13 protein-coding genes and 1 pseudogene are annotated in these 13,944 nt (G+C 71.3%); all 14 read right to left on the reverse strand.

Going from position 1 to position 13,944, the window contains the following annotated elements:
* Positions 1–2 precede the first annotated feature (2 nt).
* The 14 genes and pseudogenes from CP967_RS02555 to CP967_RS02620 all read right to left on the reverse strand — a co-directional run bounded on the left by CP967_RS02555 (position 3) and on the right by CP967_RS02620 (position 13,464).
* Entirely contained in the window at positions 3–1,301 is a 1,299-nt protein-coding gene (locus tag CP967_RS02555) for a lytic transglycosylase domain-containing protein (RefSeq protein WP_150486348.1), read from the reverse strand.
* A gap of 19 nt (positions 1,302–1,320) precedes the next feature.
* The gene (locus CP967_RS02560) at positions 1,321–2,139 is read right to left on the reverse strand and encodes a hypothetical protein (protein WP_150486349.1); all 819 of its coding nucleotides are present in this window, start codon (positions 2,137–2,139) and stop codon (positions 1,321–1,323) included.
* 28 nt (positions 2,140–2,167) lie between these two features.
* The gene (locus CP967_RS02565) at positions 2,168–2,665 is read right to left on the reverse strand and encodes a nuclear transport factor 2 family protein (protein WP_190175376.1); all 498 of its coding nucleotides are present in this window, start codon (positions 2,663–2,665) and stop codon (positions 2,168–2,170) included.
* Between the two features lie 47 nt (positions 2,666–2,712).
* The gene (locus CP967_RS02570; protein WP_150486351.1) at positions 2,713–3,399 is read right to left on the reverse strand and encodes a hypothetical protein; all 687 of its coding nucleotides are present in this window, start codon (positions 3,397–3,399) and stop codon (positions 2,713–2,715) included.
* Positions 3,396–3,917 (reverse strand): hypothetical protein, encoded by a 522-nt coding sequence (locus CP967_RS02575; RefSeq protein ID WP_150486352.1) that lies wholly within the window; start codon positions 3,915–3,917, stop codon positions 3,396–3,398. The genes CP967_RS02570 and CP967_RS02575 overlap by 4 nt, the downstream gene beginning before the upstream one ends.
* Positions 3,914–5,164 carry an MCE family protein gene (locus CP967_RS02580; protein WP_150486353.1) on the reverse strand — a complete coding sequence of 417 codons (1,251 nt, stop codon included), beginning with the start codon at positions 5,162–5,164 and terminating at the stop codon, positions 3,914–3,916. The genes CP967_RS02575 and CP967_RS02580 overlap by 4 nt, the downstream gene beginning before the upstream one ends.
* Positions 5,164–6,342 (reverse strand): MCE family protein, encoded by a 1,179-nt coding sequence (locus CP967_RS02585; RefSeq protein ID WP_150486354.1) that lies wholly within the window; start codon positions 6,340–6,342, stop codon positions 5,164–5,166. The genes CP967_RS02580 and CP967_RS02585 overlap by 1 nt, the downstream gene beginning before the upstream one ends.
* Complete coding sequence (locus CP967_RS02590) at positions 6,339–7,469, reverse strand: MCE family protein (protein ID WP_150486355.1); 1,131 nt, start codon at positions 7,467–7,469, stop codon at positions 6,339–6,341. The genes CP967_RS02585 and CP967_RS02590 overlap by 4 nt, the downstream gene beginning before the upstream one ends.
* A gap of 1 nt (position 7,470) precedes the next feature.
* Positions 7,471–8,487, reverse strand: coding sequence for an MCE family protein (locus CP967_RS02595; RefSeq protein ID WP_150486356.1), 1,017 nt, complete (start codon positions 8,485–8,487; stop codon positions 7,471–7,473).
* On the reverse strand, positions 8,484–9,515 hold the full coding sequence (locus CP967_RS02600) for an MCE family protein (RefSeq protein WP_150486357.1): 1,032 nt from the start codon (positions 9,513–9,515) through the stop codon (positions 8,484–8,486). Before CP967_RS02600 ends, CP967_RS02595 begins: the two co-directional genes overlap by 4 nt.
* Complete coding sequence (locus CP967_RS02605; protein WP_150486358.1) at positions 9,512–10,819, reverse strand: MCE family protein; 1,308 nt, start codon at positions 10,817–10,819, stop codon at positions 9,512–9,514. Before CP967_RS02605 ends, CP967_RS02600 begins: the two co-directional genes overlap by 4 nt.
* On the reverse strand, positions 10,819–11,622 hold the full coding sequence (locus CP967_RS02610) for an MlaE family ABC transporter permease (RefSeq protein ID WP_150486359.1): 804 nt from the start codon (positions 11,620–11,622) through the stop codon (positions 10,819–10,821). Before CP967_RS02610 ends, CP967_RS02605 begins: the two co-directional genes overlap by 1 nt.
* A gap of 3 nt (positions 11,623–11,625) precedes the next feature.
* Positions 11,626–12,477 (reverse strand): MlaE family ABC transporter permease, encoded by an 852-nt coding sequence (locus CP967_RS02615; protein ID WP_150486360.1) that lies wholly within the window; start codon positions 12,475–12,477, stop codon positions 11,626–11,628.
* A pseudogene (locus CP967_RS02620) lies at positions 12,474–13,464 on the reverse strand (ABC transporter ATP-binding protein). The gene CP967_RS02615 and the pseudogene CP967_RS02620 overlap by 4 nt, the downstream one beginning before the upstream one ends.
* Between the last annotated feature and the right edge of the window lie 480 nt (positions 13,465–13,944).

The following is a 13,944-nucleotide window of genomic DNA, read 5'->3' on the forward strand; positions in this document are numbered from 1 at the left end:
CGTCAGCCGGCCGCCGCCGGGTCCTGGGTCGGGCAGGTGCCGTCGGCGGGCCCGTCGGCCGGGCCGGTCTCCGGTGAGGGGCAGGGGTCCGCGGTGGACCCCGGGCCGGGGGTCGTGGTCGGGCCGGCCGTGGGGTCGGTGGTCGGGTCCGGCGTCGGCTCGGTGGTGCCGGGGCCCGGGTCGGGTGTGGTGCCGGGACCGGTCGGTTCCGGGGTGCCGGGATCGGTCGGCTCGGTGGTGCCGGGGCCGGTGGGTTCGGGGCTCGGGCCGGGGTCCGTGGGGGTCCCCGGCCCGTCCGGGCCGGGACTGCCCGGGGCCGAGGGGGACGGCGGGGTGGACGGGCCGGGCGGGCCGCTGGGCTGGGGGCCGATGACGATGCCTCCGCCGTCGCCCTTGCCGCCGTCGCCCTTGCCGCCTCCGGCCGCCGGGCCGCCGGGGCTGCCGGGGCCGCCCACCGGGGCCTTCGGCACGATGGCTCCCCCGGCGCCGGGGCTGCGGGGGACGGGGCCCTCGCCGTCGGCGACCGGGTGGGTGCCCTTGCGGTAGAACTCCAGCCAGGACAGGACCGTACGCAGATAGGTGTCCGAGTGGTTGTAGCTCAGGACCGCCCGGTCCAGGTCCGCGCCCACGGACAGGTCGCGGGTGCCCGCGCAGAGGTAGTGGCCGGCGGCGAGGGCCGCGTCGGCGATGTTGTTCGGGTCCTCACGGCCGTCGCCGTTGGCGTCCCTTCCCCAGTGCGCCCAGGTGGAGGGGATGAACTGCATGGGCCCGACCGCCCGGTCGTGGGTGGCGTCACCGTCGTAGGCCCCGCCGTCGGTGTCCTGGATCAGTGCGAATCCCCGGCCGTCGAGGACCGGCCCGAGGATGGGGGTGAGCGTCGTCCCGCTCGCGTCGACGCGGCCGCCGCCGGCGTGGCCGGACTCCACCTTGCCGATCGCCGCGAGCAGTTGCCAGGGCAGCCGGCAGCCGGGGTCGGTGCGGCCGAGGGAGGAGGCCGCCGAACGGTAGGCGGCCAGGACGGTGGCGGGGATGCCGGCCTCGGCCCAGGACCGGGTGGCGGCCGGGGCGGTCCTCTTCCCGGGTGGGGGAGGCTCGGGGGAGGTGAGGGGCGGCAGTTCGGTGTGGTAGCTGTCGTCGTTGGGCACCTCGGTCCACACGACGTCGTCCGCCGCGTTCCTCATGTCGTCGGCCGTGTCGCCGCCGGCCGGCCCGGGGGCCTGGGACGCGGTGAGCGCCACCATGGCGGCGACCGCGGTGACGGTTCCGCCGATCCCGCGCCGGACGTTTCCGTTGAACCTCATGTGTCCTCCCTCTCCCGGGTCAGCGGGTGAACGTGTCGATGGCCGCGATCCGCCAGGTCTCCCCCTGCCGGACGGCGTCCACGGCGAACATGGCCGCCGCGTACGTCGTCTCCTCCGCCTTGCCGGTACGGGTGTTGCTCTGGTCCGCGAAGATCAGCAGCCGGGCCCGGTCGCCGTCCAGGAATTCGACGCCGCTCTCGGTGACGGTCGTGGTCAGCACCAGCTTCTGCTTCGGCGCCTGCGCGCGTACCTCGGCCAGCATGTCCTCGTGCTGCTGGACCGCCTTGCCCGTCAGGTGCTTCCGCGCGGCCAGGTCCGCCTTCCCGGGCGAGGCGTAGTTGTACGAGAACACCGCGCCGACCGCCTGGGTGATCTGGCCCTTGACCTCGCTGGTCCGGCCGATGTCGGTGAGGGCGGTGTTCTGCCGGGTGGGGTCCTCGCGCAGCTCGGCGGCCGAGGTGAACGCCCAGGCGGCGTAGGCCCCGAGGAGGACGGTGGCGGCGCAGAGCAGGGCGGGGAGCCGGATCCGCAGCCGGGGCAGCCGGCGGCGGGGGCCGGCGGCGGGCTCCTCCTCGTCCTCCTTCCCCCGGTCGCCGCCGTCGCCGTCGCTGTCGCCGGGGGCCGCGCCCTCCTCGCCGGCCGGGGTCTCCGGTTCCGCTCCGGTCCCGGGGCCCGCCCCCGGGTCTCCCCCGGCGTCCGCCGCCGGGTCTCCCGCGGCGTCCGCCGCCGGGTCCGCCCCGGGGCCGGCCGGGCTCTCGGTGTCACGCGGCGGGGCGGCCGTCGCGGCGACGACGGCGAGCCTGCGGCGGCGGTTGACGAGGTGTCGGGTCGTCGACATGTACGGGTCCTCTCCGAAGGGGTGCTGGTCAGCCGGCCGTGTTGCCGACGGGTGCCTGGCCGAGGGCGCTGAGCTTCCAGCCCTGTGAGGTCCGGGTGAGCTGCCCCAGCATCCGGCTCTCCTTCACCGCCGGTTCGCCCTCCGGCGCGGTCACCGTGACCCGCAGCGCCACCATCACCCCCGCCTTGCCGGCCCGGTCGTCCAGCTCGGTCACCGCACCGGACAGCACCTCGGCGGTGCTGACGGTCCTGGCGGTCCGGATCTGCTCGACGAACGCGTCCCGCCCGTCGACGAGTTGGCGGTGCAGGTCGCCGGTGGTGGAGTCCTCCCAGCTGTCGAGCCCCTTCTCCAGCTGCGCGTGGTCGAGGGTGTTCATGTTCTGCACGGCCTGCTCCCCCGCCGCCAGCGCGTCGTCGCGGGCCTCGGCGTAGGCCGCCGCGTCGTCATGGGCCGCGTCGTAGTGGGACCAGCCGCCCCAGCCGGCCGCGCCCGCCGCCGCGACCGCCAGCACGATCGCCGCTGCCACCAGCGGGTTCCGTGTCGTCCGTACCCGTGCCATCCGGTGCCTCTCCCCTACCTGGTGGTGATGTCGACGATGACCCAGTGCCCGTCGCGCAGATGCGCGGTGACGGAGAGCTGGGCCGCCGCCGTGGTCGCGGTCTTCCCCTCGCGCTCGTACACCTGGTCGAGGAAGACCAGGAGGTGGGCGCTGTCGGTCCCGAGCCGGCTGACCCCGGCCCGGACGACCTGCGAGGTGAGCGTGAGTTTCTGGTCGGCCGCCTGCCGCTCGACCTGGCCGAACAGCGCCGCGTACTGCTGGAGCGCCTTGCCCGCGAGCACCTGCTTCGCCGTCGCCTTGGTGGCGGCGGTGGACTGCGGGCTGTACGAGAAGACCTTGCCCAGCGCGCTGCTGACGTCGCCGACCACGCGGGTGGTGGCGGCGGTGTCGGTCAGGGCCCGGTCGGAGGTGGCCGGGGTGTCGCGGAGCCGCTGCGCCTGGACGAAGAACACGGCGCCGGCTGCCACCAGGGCGGCCACGAGGACCGCCACGAGGGCGCGTACCCACGGGGCGCGCCGGGGCGCGTCCGGCTCCCCGGCGCCGTCCCCCGCCTCCGCCCTCGTCTCAGTCCCCGTCCCCGTCTCCGTCTCCGTCTCCGTCTCCGTCTCCGGAGTCTCTTCCGCCCCTGCCGCCGCAGCCGGTTCCTCGTCGTCCGGGTCCGCCGGGGTGTTCGCGAGCGTGGTCCCTCCGGGCTGTGTCATCCGCCGCTCCCGACCGGTATCGCGTCCAGTGCCTTGATCTTCCAGCCGTCCCCGGTGCGGGCCAGGGCCGCCTCGAAGCGTTTGCGTTCCGTGCCGGCCGTGCCGCCGCGCGGGGTGACCTCGACATCGACGGTGGCGATCAGCGCCGCGGTGCCGGCCCGCTCGTCGAGGGCGGTGAGCGCCGCGTCGGTGACCTTTCCGCGGGCGGTGGTCCCGGACTCGGTGAGTTCGGCGGCGTCCTTCTCCGCGCTCTTCCTCAGCTGGTCGCGCAGCGGTCCGGTGGAGGCGTCGAGCCAGCCGGCCAGCCCGGACTCCACGCTCGCCGCGTCCTTGCCGTCCATGCTGGTGAGGCGGGCGAGGTACCGCTCGCCGTCCTGCAGGGCGGTGTCCCGGGCCTTGGCGTAGGCCAGGGTGTCGTCGCCGCGCGCGCTTGCGTACGACCAGCCGCCCAGTGCGCAGACGAGCACCGCGGCCAGCAGGGCGGCCCAGCCGCTCAGGGTCTTCGTACGGGAGTTCACTCGCCGCCTCCCAGGCCCAGCAGGCCGGCCATGCCGCCGGTCCGGTGGGCTCCGCCGCCGCCGAGGGCGCCGGGCAGTGCCGTGCCGTCGGTACCGGCGAGGAGGGAGCCCGGCCGGGCCGGGGCGGGCACGGGGCCGCCCCTGGGGGCGTTCGCGCTGCCCCGGACGTTGATGCCGGTGCCGGGTGAAGAGGTGCAGCGGGCCTTGGTGTTGACGGCGGGGGCGGGCGAGAGGTCCTTGCCCGGACGGTAGGTGGTGCCGCCGTAGCCTGCGGTGCAGGGCAGCGGCTCGAAGAAGGTGACGGACATCCCGAAGCGGGCCTTGCCGTCGGAGTCGATGATGCTCGCCCCGGCCGCCGCGACCGCCGGAACCTTGACCAGCAGTTCCTCCAGACCGCGTTGGCGGGTGACGGCCACCTCGGAGGTGGTGAGGAGGTTGGCGACCACGACTCCGAAACCGGGTTCGAGGTCGCGCAGCAGTCCGCTGATCTGGGCGGTGGCCCCGGGCGCGGCGGCGATCAGCTTGCGCAGGTCGGCGTCGGAGGACTTGAGTTCGGCGGCGAGCTGTTCGGCACCGGAGGCGAAGCCCTTGAGCGCCTGCCCCTGTTCGGCCTGGGTCCGCAGGACCCGTTCGCCGTCCGCCATCAGTTTCGTGGTGGTGGGCAGGGCCTCGTCGGCTGCGTCGACGAATTCGCTGCTGGTGTCCAGCAGTACCTGGAGGTCGTCGCCGCGCCCTTCGAAGGCCGCGCCGAACTCCTCGACGACGGTGCGCAGGGCCTCGGTGTCCACGGAGCCGGTCAGGGCGTTGACGCTGGTGAGGACGTCGGTGACGGGCGCGGGAATGGTGGTGTCGGCCTGGTCGATGACCGAGCCGTTCTCCAGGAAGGGCCCGTCGGCGCGGGTGGGCCGCAGGTCGACGTACTGCTCGCCGACCGCGGAGAGGCTGGCGACGACGGCCTGGAGGCTGTCGGGGATGCGCGGGGCGTCGTTCTCGATGCGCAGTTCGGCCTCGACGCCGTCGTCGGTGAGCTCGATGGGGCCGACCCGGCCGACGGAGACGCCCCGGTAGGTGACGTTGGAGTGGGTGAACAGCCCTCCGGTCTGCGGGAGCTGGACCTTGACGGTGTAGTAGCCGCGCAGGCCGATGTAGTGGCCGAGGTCGGCGTAGCGGATGCCCAGGTAGCCGAGGACGAGCACCGCGATGACGAGGAAGGCGAGGTTCTTCAGCCGGGTGGCGGTTGTGATCATCAGCGGGTGCCCTCCGTACCGGACGGTACGTCCGTGGATGTGCCCGGGACGGTGACCGACGGGAGCGGCAGGGGCAGTGCCGCCGTCTGCGGGGTCTGCGCGGGCGGGTAGGTGGGGGTCGGGCTGCCCGGGATGAGCGCGGGGATGATCTGGGTGCCGGGGGCGGCCGTCAGGTCGAGGTAGACGTTGAGGTAGTCGCCCTTCACTCCGCGCAGCACCTCGTCGGTGAAGGGATAGGTGAGCAGGACCTGCAGGGAGTCGGGGAGGTCCTTCCCGGAGTCGGCGAGTGCCTTGAGGGTGGGGGCGAGGGCCTTGAGGTCGGCGACCATGTCGGCCTTGCTCCGGTTGACCGTGTCCACGGCGACGGCGGAGAGCGTGTCGAGGGAGCTGAGCATCGTCATGAGCGAACCGCGCTGCTCCTCCAGGACCTTCAGTCCGGGGCTGAGTCCGGTGAGGACGGTGCCGACCTCCTGTTTGCGGGTGGCGAGGGTGGCGGCGAGCCGGTTGACGCCGTCGAGGGCGTCGGTGATGTCCTCCTTGTGCGCGTCCAGGTCGGTGACCAGGGTGTCGACGCGGTTCAGCATGGAGCGGACCTGCGGTTCCTGGCCGGCCAGCGCCTTGTTGAGTTCGGTGGTGATGGTCTTCAGCTGGGCGACGCCGCCTCCGTTGAGCAGCATCGACAGGGCGCCGAAGACCTCCTCGACCTCCGGGTTGCGGTTGGTGCGGTCGAGCGGGATCCGGTCGCCGTCGGAGAGGGAGCCCTGGGCGGTGCCTTCGGCCGGCGCGGAGAGCTGGACGTACTTCTCCCCCAGCAGACTGGACTGTTCGAGGTGGGCGTAGGCGTTGGCGGGCATGTCGATCTCGCCGTTGACCCGCATGGTGACCTTGGCGGTCCAGCCGTCGGGGGCGAGGGTGATCCGGGTGACCCGGCCGACGGCCACGTCGTTGACCTTGACGGAGGACTGCGGGGAGAGGCTGAGCACGTCCCCGAACTCGGCGGTGATCTCGTACGGGTGGTCGCCGAGGTCGGCGCCGCCGGGCAGCGGCAGCTGGTCGATTCCGGTGAACTCCGGCAGGTCCACGCCGGTGACGACGAGCGCGAGGCCGACGCCGGCGGCGGCCAGGGCCACGAGGCCGGTGGTCGCGCGGGCCCCGGGCCTGCGCAGGGCGCGGCTCATCGGTCCGCCTCCTTCTTCTTCCGGGAGCCGGATCCGGTGTCGTCCGGCGTGCCGTAGACGGTGCCGACGGCCGGCAGCGGCAGGACGGGCAGGGACTTGAGCCGGCCCGTGTCGACGGGGGCCAGTCCTTCCAGGCCGGGGCTCTCGGCCTCGGGGTCCAGGAGCGGTCCGCCCATGGAGAGTTCGTTGAGGTTCGTCCGCCCGTTGAGGGTGCGGTTGGCCGGGTCGTAGGCGTTGAGCACGTTGCCCGCCGCCAGCGGCAGGGTGTCCAGTGACTCGGCGAGCGAGGCGCGCTGGTCGACGAGGGTCTGGGTGAGCGGGACCAGCAGGTCGACGTTCTTCTTCAGCGCGCCGCGGTTCTTCTGGATGAAGCCCTTGACCTGGCCGAGCGCGGTGCCCAGTTCCTTCAGCGCGGCGCTGAGGTTCTCCTTGTCGTCGGCGAGGAAGCCGGTGACGGTGTTGAGCTGCTGTTCGGCCGCGCGTACGTCACCGTCGTTCTCCTTCAGCATGGTGGTGAAGGTCTGGAGGTAGGACAGCGTGTCGAAGAGGTCGCCGCTGGACTTGTCCAGGGTCTTCGTCGCCTTCCCGAACTGCTCGATGGAGTCCCCGATCGCCTCGCCGTTGCCGTCGAGGTTCTTCGCGCCGGTCTCCAGGAGCCGGGAGAGCGCCCCGTCGGCGTTGGCGCCCTCGGGGCCGAGCGCCGTGGAGAGTTCGGTGATCGACGCGTAGAGCTGGTCGACCTCGACGGGGGTGGCGTTGCGCGCGGCGGGCAGGACGGCTCCGGCCTCCAGCCGTGCCCCGCCGGTGTAGGCGGGGGCGAGCTGGACGTACCGGTCGGCGACGAGGCTGGGGGCGACGACGACGGCGTGCGCGTCTTCGGGGACGTCCACCCCCCGGTCGAGCCGGAGCGTGACGCGGACCTCCTCGCCACGCGGCTTGACCGATTCGACGGTGCCGACCTTGACTCCGAGGATGCGCAGGTCGGAGCCCGGGTAGACACCGGTGGCCCGGTCGAAGTACGCGGTGATGACGGTGCCTTCCTGTTCCGTGGCCATCACCCCGGAGGTGGCGGCCACGGCCACGACGGCCAGTCCGGCGCCGATGCCGGTGATGCGGGTGCGTCTCATGTCAGCGGCCCCCCTGTTTCGGCGGCATGCAGTCGTTCCCCGGCTCCGTGTCCTCGGGCAGGTAGTTCTTCGGGACGACACCGCAGACGTAGTTGTCGAACCAGCGGCCGTTGCCGAGGGTGTTGCCGACGAGCCGGTTGTAGGTGCCGGCCATGGAGAGCACCTTGTCCAGGCTCTTGCGGTTCTTCACCAGCACTCCGGTGACGCGGCTCAGCGCGTCCAGGGTGGGCTTGAGCTGCTTGTCGTTGTCGGAGACGAGCCCGGTGAGCTGGGTGCCGAGGTCGCGGGTGCCGGTGAGCAGGAGGTGGATGGAGTCGCGGCGGGCCTGGATCTCGCCGAGGAGCAGGTTGCCGTCCTCCAGCAGGGTCTCGAAGCTGCTCTTCCTGGTGGCGAGGGTCCTGGTGAGCTGCTTGCTGCCCTTGAGGAGGGTGGCGAGCTGGGCGTCGCGTTCGGAGACCGTCCTCGACAGCGCGGAGAGCCCCTCGGCGGCGCTGCGTACGTCGGGCGGGGAGTCCTTGAAGGTCTCCGAGATGGTCTCGAAGCTCTGTGCGAGCTGTGCGGTGTCGATCTCCTCGATGGTCTCGCCGAGCCCGGTGAACGCCTGGGTGACGTCGTACGGGGAGGTGGTGCGGCTCGACGTGATGCGGGAGTCCGGGTCCTGGGGTCCGTCGCCGAGCGGGTCGACGGCGAGGTACTTCTCGCCCAGGAGGGTCTTGATGGCGATGCCGACGGTGGAGGAGTCACCGATCCAGGCGTCCTTCACCGTGAAGTCCACCTTGACCTCGTCGCCGTCGAGGGACACCCCGGTGACCTCGCCGACCTTCACGCCGGCGATGCGTACCTCGTCGCCGTCCTCCAGTCCGGCGGACTCGGTGAAGTCGGCGCTGTAGGAGGTGCCGCCGCCGATGAGGGGCAGCGCGTCGGCGCGGTAGGCGGCGAGGCCGAGGAGGGCCAGGACGACGAGTCCGGCGGTGCCGACGACGACGGGGTTGCGTTCCCGTACGGGCTTGGTCCTCATCCCGAGCACCTCGATCCGCCGATGGTGACGCCGGTGGGCGGGGCGCTGCCGTCGTCGGCCGTGACACCGGCGACCTTCGCCTCGCAGAGGTAGAGGTTGAGCCACGAGCCGTAGGAGGTGAGGCGGGTGATGGCCTCCATCTTGGCGGGGGTCTTCTCCAGGAAGTTCTCGATCGCGGGCGTGTTCTCGCCGAGCTGCTCGCTGAGCCGGCCGAGTTCGGCGATGTCCTTCTTGAGCGGCGCGCGGCCGTCGTCGAGGAGGTCGGCGGTGACGGTGGTCAGCGCGCCCATCGCGGTGACCGCCTCACCGAGCGGTTCGCGGTCGCCGGAGAAGCCGGTGACCAGTTCCTGAAGGGTGACGACGAGGTCGTTGAAGCCCGCCTCGCGGTCGTTGACGGTCTTCAGGACCGTGTTGAGGTTCTTGATCACCTCGCCGATCACCTTGTCCTTGGCCGCTACGGTGCCGGTCAGCGATCCGACGTGGGAGAGGATGCTGTCGACGGTGCCGCCCTCTCCCTGGAGGACCTGCACGATGGATCCCGCGAGCTGGTTGACGTCCGGCGGGGAGAGCCCTTCGAAGAGCGGCTGGAAGCCGTTGAAGAGCTGGGTGAGGTCGAGGGCCGGGGTGGTGCGTTCCAGCGGGATGGTCTCCCCCGCTCCGAAGGTCTCGCCGACGGGTCCGGCGCCCTGGTCCAGGTCGATGTAGCGCTGGCCGACCATGTTGAGGTACTTGATCGAGGCGGTCACCGAGGCGGGCAGGTCGCGGCCCTCGCGGACGGCGAAGGCGACCTCGGCCTCCCGCCGGTCGGCGACCCGGATGGACTCGACCTGTCCGATCTTGACCCCGGCGACCCGGACGCTGTCGCCGACGACGAGTCCGGTGGCGTCGGCGAACCTCGCCTTGTAGGTGGTGGTGTCGCCGACACCGGTGTTGGCGATGGACAGGGCGAGGACGGTGGTGGCCAGGGCGGTCACCACGACGAAGACGAGGGATTTCGCGAGCGGTCCCGCGAGGGAGCGGCGCTTCACTTGAGCTTCACCTCCGCACCGCGGAAGGCCGGACCGATGAGCACGCTGCTCCAGTCGGGCAGGGACTGCGGCTGGACTTTCAGTGAGGGGGCGACGAGTTCGTTGACGAGCCGGCTCTCCTGCGGGGAGTTCGGCAGGCCGAGGGCGCCGTCGTCCACGGCGGGTTCCCCGGCCTCCGGGGCCTTTCGGGTGTCCTTCGGCGCGGTGACGGGCGCGGTGCGCACGTCGGCGGTCGGGACCGTCCTGCCGGTGTACGGCACCGAGTAGCAGTGCGGGCCGCCGGTCGAGCCGTAGACCGGGGTGTCCTTCCCGGCCACGTACTTGCCCTTGGACTCCACGGTCTTGACGGTGACGTGGAGGCCGGGTGCGCCGGTGCCCTTGCCGAGCGCCTTGTCCATGGCGGGGACGAACCCGGCCATGGTGCGCAGGGTGCAGGGGAAGGCGTCGGAGTACTCCGCGAGGAGTTCGAGGGTCGGCCGTCCGGAGGCGGAGAGGCGGATGAGGTTGTCCTTGTTCTTCCGCAGGAACGCGGTGACGTCGTTGGCGGAGGCGGTGGTGGAGCCGTACAGGGAGGCGAGTCCGGCCTGCTGCTCGGCGACGGTCCCGCTGGTGGTGGTGAAGTCGGTGAGCGCGTCCAGGACGTCGGGGGCGGCGTCGGCGTAGAGGTGGCTCACCTTGACGAGCTGCTTGATGTCCTCGTTGAGCGTGGGGAGTTGCGGGTTGAACTCCTTCAGGTGCGCGTCGAGGGTGACCAGGGTGTCGCCCAGCTTGTCGCCGCGCCCCCGGAGCGCCTGGGACACGGCGCCGAGGGTGGCGGAGAGCTTCTCCGGCTTGACGGCGGTCAGCATCGGCAGGACGTTGTCGAGGACCTCTTCCAGCTCGATGGCGTTGCTGGAGCGGTCCTGCGGGATGACCGCGCCGGCGCTCAGGGGCCGCGCGGAGGGGACGGCGGGGGGCACGAGGGCGACGAACCGCTCCCCGAAGAGGGTGGTCGGCAGCATCTGGGCGGTGACGTCCGCCGGGACCTGGCCGATCCGGTCCGGTTCGATGGCGAGGGTCAGCCGTGCCCCGTCCCCGTCCGCCCGGATGTCCGTCACGTGTCCGATCACGACGCCGCGCAGTTTCACCTCGGCGTTGTCGTGCATCTCGTTGCCGACGCTGCCGGTGCGTACGGTCACGGTGGCCACCTCGGTGAAGTCCTTCTCGTACACCGAGACCGACACCCACACGAGGACCACCGGCACGAGGACGAAGGCCGCACCGGCGAGTCTGCGGCGCGCCTTCTGCGCTTTCGGGGAAGTCATCAGCCGGCCACCTTCACCGTTGTCGTCGCACCCCAGATGGCGAGCGAGAGGAAGAAGTCGGTGACGCTGATGAGCACGATGGCGTTGCGCACCGAGCGGCCCACGGCCACACCGACCCCGGCGGGGCCGCCGGTGGCGTGGAAGCCGTAGTAGCAGTGGGCGAGGATCACCAGCACGCTGAAGATCAGCACCTTGAGCACCGACAGCAGCACGTCGTCCGGGGAGAGGAAGAGATTGAAGTAGTGGTCGTAGGTCCCCGCCGACTGCCCGTTGAACAGGACGGTGATGTAACGGGAGGCGAGGTAGGAGGAGAGCAGTCCGATCGCGTACAGCGGGATGATCGCGACGACCCCGGCGATGATGCGGGTGGTGACCAGGTAGGGCATGGACCGTATGCCCATCGCCTCCAGTGCGTCGACCTCCTCGTTGATCCGCATCGCGCCGAGCTGGGCGGTGAACCCGGCGCCGACGGTGGCGGAGAGGGCGAGTCCGGCGACGAGCGGGGCGATCTCCCGGGTGTTGAAGTAGGCGGAGATGAAGCCGGTGAAGGCGGAGGTGCCGATCTGGTCGAGGGCGGCGTACCCCTGGAGGCCGACGACCGAGCCGGTGGCCAGGGTCATCGCGATCATCACGCCGATGGTGCCGCCGATGACACCGAGGCCGCCGCTGCCGAAGGCGACCTCGGCCAGCAGCCGCTGCACCTCCTTCAGATAGCGGCGCAGGGTCCGCGGGATCCAGATCAGGGCGCGTACGTAGAAGGTGAGCTGTTCGCCGGAGCGGTCCAGCCAGCCGAGCATCGACATCGCTCAGCCCCCCTTCGGGGGGACGATCTGGAGGTAGACCGCCGTCATGATCATGTTGACGGCGAACAGGAGCATGAAGGTGATGACGACGGACTGGTTGACCGCGTCGCCGACGCCCTTCGGGCCGCCGCGCGGGTTGAGTCCGCGGTAGGCGGCGACGATCCCTGCGATGAACCCGAAGATGAGCGCCTTGAGTTCACCGATGTACAGGTCGGGCAGCTGGGCCAGGGCGGAGAAGCTGGCGAGGTAGGCGCCGGGGGTGCCGCCCTGCATGATGACGTTGAAGAAGTAGCCGCCGAGGGTGCCGACGACCGAGATCAGCCCGTTGAGCATGACCGCGACGAACATGGTGGCCAGGACACGGGGCACGACGAGCCGCTGGATCGGCGAGACGCCCATGACCTCCATGGCGTCGAGTTCCTCGCGGATCTTCCGTGAACCGAGGTCGGCGCAGATCGCGGAGCCGGCCGCACCGGCGATCAGCAGGGCCACGATGAGCGGGCTGGCCTGCTGGATGACGGCGAGGACGCTGGCGCCGCCGGTGAAGGACTGGGCGCCGAGCTGCTCGGTGAGCGAGCCGACCTGGAGGGCGATGACCGCGCCGAACGGGATGGAGACGAGGGCCGCGGGCAGGATCGTGACGCTCGCCACGAACCAGAACTGCTCGATGAACTCCCGTACCTGGAAAGGCCGGCGGAAGACGGCCCGCAGGACGGCCAGGGCCAGCGCGAACAGCTGCCCGGTCTGGCGCAGCGGGGCCAGCAGGCGCGACGGGGGCTTCACCCCCGCCGTCTTCGGGGCCGGCGGGTTCGTGGGGGGCGGCTCGGGCGGCCGCACCGGCAGCGGGGCCGTCATGGGCGTCCACCGCCCGGGGCGGGGCTGTAGCTGTTCATGATGGCCGCGCGGGCGGCCTCGGGCAGCTGGCCCATCATCGACAGGACCCGCTCCCGGCGCCGTACCGCCCCCTGGCGCACCGGCAGCCCGGGGGAGGGTTCCAGCTGCGGTACGACGGTGCGCGGCCCGGAGGCGAAGGGGAGGGCCCGCGCCGATGGTCTGCTCGGCGGCCAGCGTCGCCGCGTCCTTCTCCTCGGACATCCCGATGGGGCCTTCGCGGCGCCCGGCGAGGAACTGGGAGACCACGGGCGTGTCGCTGGTGAGCAGCACCTCGCGGGGCCCGAAGGTGACCAGGTTGCGGCAGAAGAGCATGCCCATGTTGTCCGGGACGGTGGCCGCGATGTCGAGGTTGTGGGTGACGATGAGCATCGTCGCGTCGATCTGGGCGTTGAGGTCGATGAGGAGCTGCGAGAGGTAGGCGGTGCGGACCGGGTCGAGTCCGGAGTCCGGTTCGTCGCAGAGGATGATCTGCGGGTCCAGGACGAGGGCGCGGGCGAGGCCGGCGCGCTTGCGCATACCGCCGGATATCTCGCCGGGCAGTTTCCCCTCCGCGCCGAGCAGTCCGACGATGTCGATGCGTTCCATGACGATGCGGCGGATCTCGGATTCCTTCTTGCGGGTGTGTTCACGCAAGGGGAAGGCGATGTTGTCGAAGAGCGACATCGAGCCGAAGAGGGCCCCGTCCTGGAACATGAGACCGAAGAGTTTCCGGGTCTCCATGATGTCCTTCTCCGGGCTGTTCACCATGTCGACGCCGTTGATGAGCACACGGCCCTGTTCCGGCTTCAGCAGTCCGATGATGGATTTCAGGAACACGGTCTTCCCTGTTCCGGAAGGACCGAGCATCACGCTCACCTCACCGGCCGGCAGTGTCAGGCTGACATCCTGCCAGATGTTCTGTTTACCGAAGGACTTCGTCAGGCCTTCGACGACTACTTCGATTCCCATCGGCCCTCCTTCGAAAGGGTGGTGAACGATGTCATCATTCGGCGCTCCGGCTCCGGCGAATCAGGCAGCTGCTCGTCACCCGTGCACCAGGAGGCGCACGGTATGTCCGTCGAAACCGCCGGGACAAGCCGTTGAACAGCGGAAATCGTCGGACTTGGATCTTCGGGTGGATCACTTGTCACCGAGTGACAAAGTCGCGCCGCGGCTTTGTCGGATACTGCGCAAGTGCTCCGTGTGCGAGCCGGGTCCCACGTCCCGGGAGGACCGGCCCGTGGGGCCCGACGGCGGGAGCACCGGCCCCGGAGTCGAAGGTGCGGGGCCGGGCGACTCCCGGGGGAATCCAGGCTCAAGGGGGGCGCGACCAGGACTCCGTATACGTCGGACGAGCAGGTACGGACGCGTTTCCGAGCCGCTCAGGCGGGACGCTACGGGTGAGTAACCTGACTGCGCAATACCGCTCACAAAGAATTACGCAAGCCG

The organism is Streptomyces nitrosporeus (assembly GCF_008704555.1).
In the GTDB taxonomy this organism is placed as follows: Bacteria; Actinomycetota; Actinomycetes; order Streptomycetales; family Streptomycetaceae; genus Streptomyces; species Streptomyces nitrosporeus.

Bases quoted from the DNA above. Each gene is read 5' to 3' on its own strand.
- CP967_RS02555 (WP_150486348.1), bottom strand. From the start codon at position 1,301: ATGAGGTTCAACGGAAACGTCCGGCGCGGGATCGGCGGAACCGTCACC.
- CP967_RS02585 (WP_150486354.1), bottom strand. From the start codon at position 6,342: ATGAGCCGCGCCCTGCGCAGGCCCGGGGCCCGCGCGACCACCGGCCTC.
- CP967_RS02615 (WP_150486360.1), bottom strand. From the start codon at position 12,477: ATGACGGCCCCGCTGCCGGTGCGGCCGCCCGAGCCGCCCCCCACGAAC.
- CP967_RS02560 (WP_150486349.1), bottom strand. From the start codon at position 2,139: ATGTCGACGACCCGACACCTCGTCAACCGCCGCCGCAGGCTCGCCGTC.
- CP967_RS02590 (WP_150486355.1), bottom strand. From the start codon at position 7,469: ATGAGACGCACCCGCATCACCGGCATCGGCGCCGGACTGGCCGTCGTG.
- CP967_RS02605 (WP_150486358.1), bottom strand. From the start codon at position 10,819: ATGACTTCCCCGAAAGCGCAGAAGGCGCGCCGCAGACTCGCCGGTGCG.
- CP967_RS02570 (WP_150486351.1), bottom strand. From the start codon at position 3,399: ATGACACAGCCCGGAGGGACCACGCTCGCGAACACCCCGGCGGACCCG.
- CP967_RS02610 (WP_150486359.1), bottom strand. From the start codon at position 11,622: ATGTCGATGCTCGGCTGGCTGGACCGCTCCGGCGAACAGCTCACCTTC.
- CP967_RS02595 (WP_150486356.1), bottom strand. From the start codon at position 8,487: ATGAGGACCAAGCCCGTACGGGAACGCAACCCCGTCGTCGTCGGCACC.
- CP967_RS02580 (WP_150486353.1), bottom strand. From the start codon at position 5,164: ATGATCACAACCGCCACCCGGCTGAAGAACCTCGCCTTCCTCGTCATC.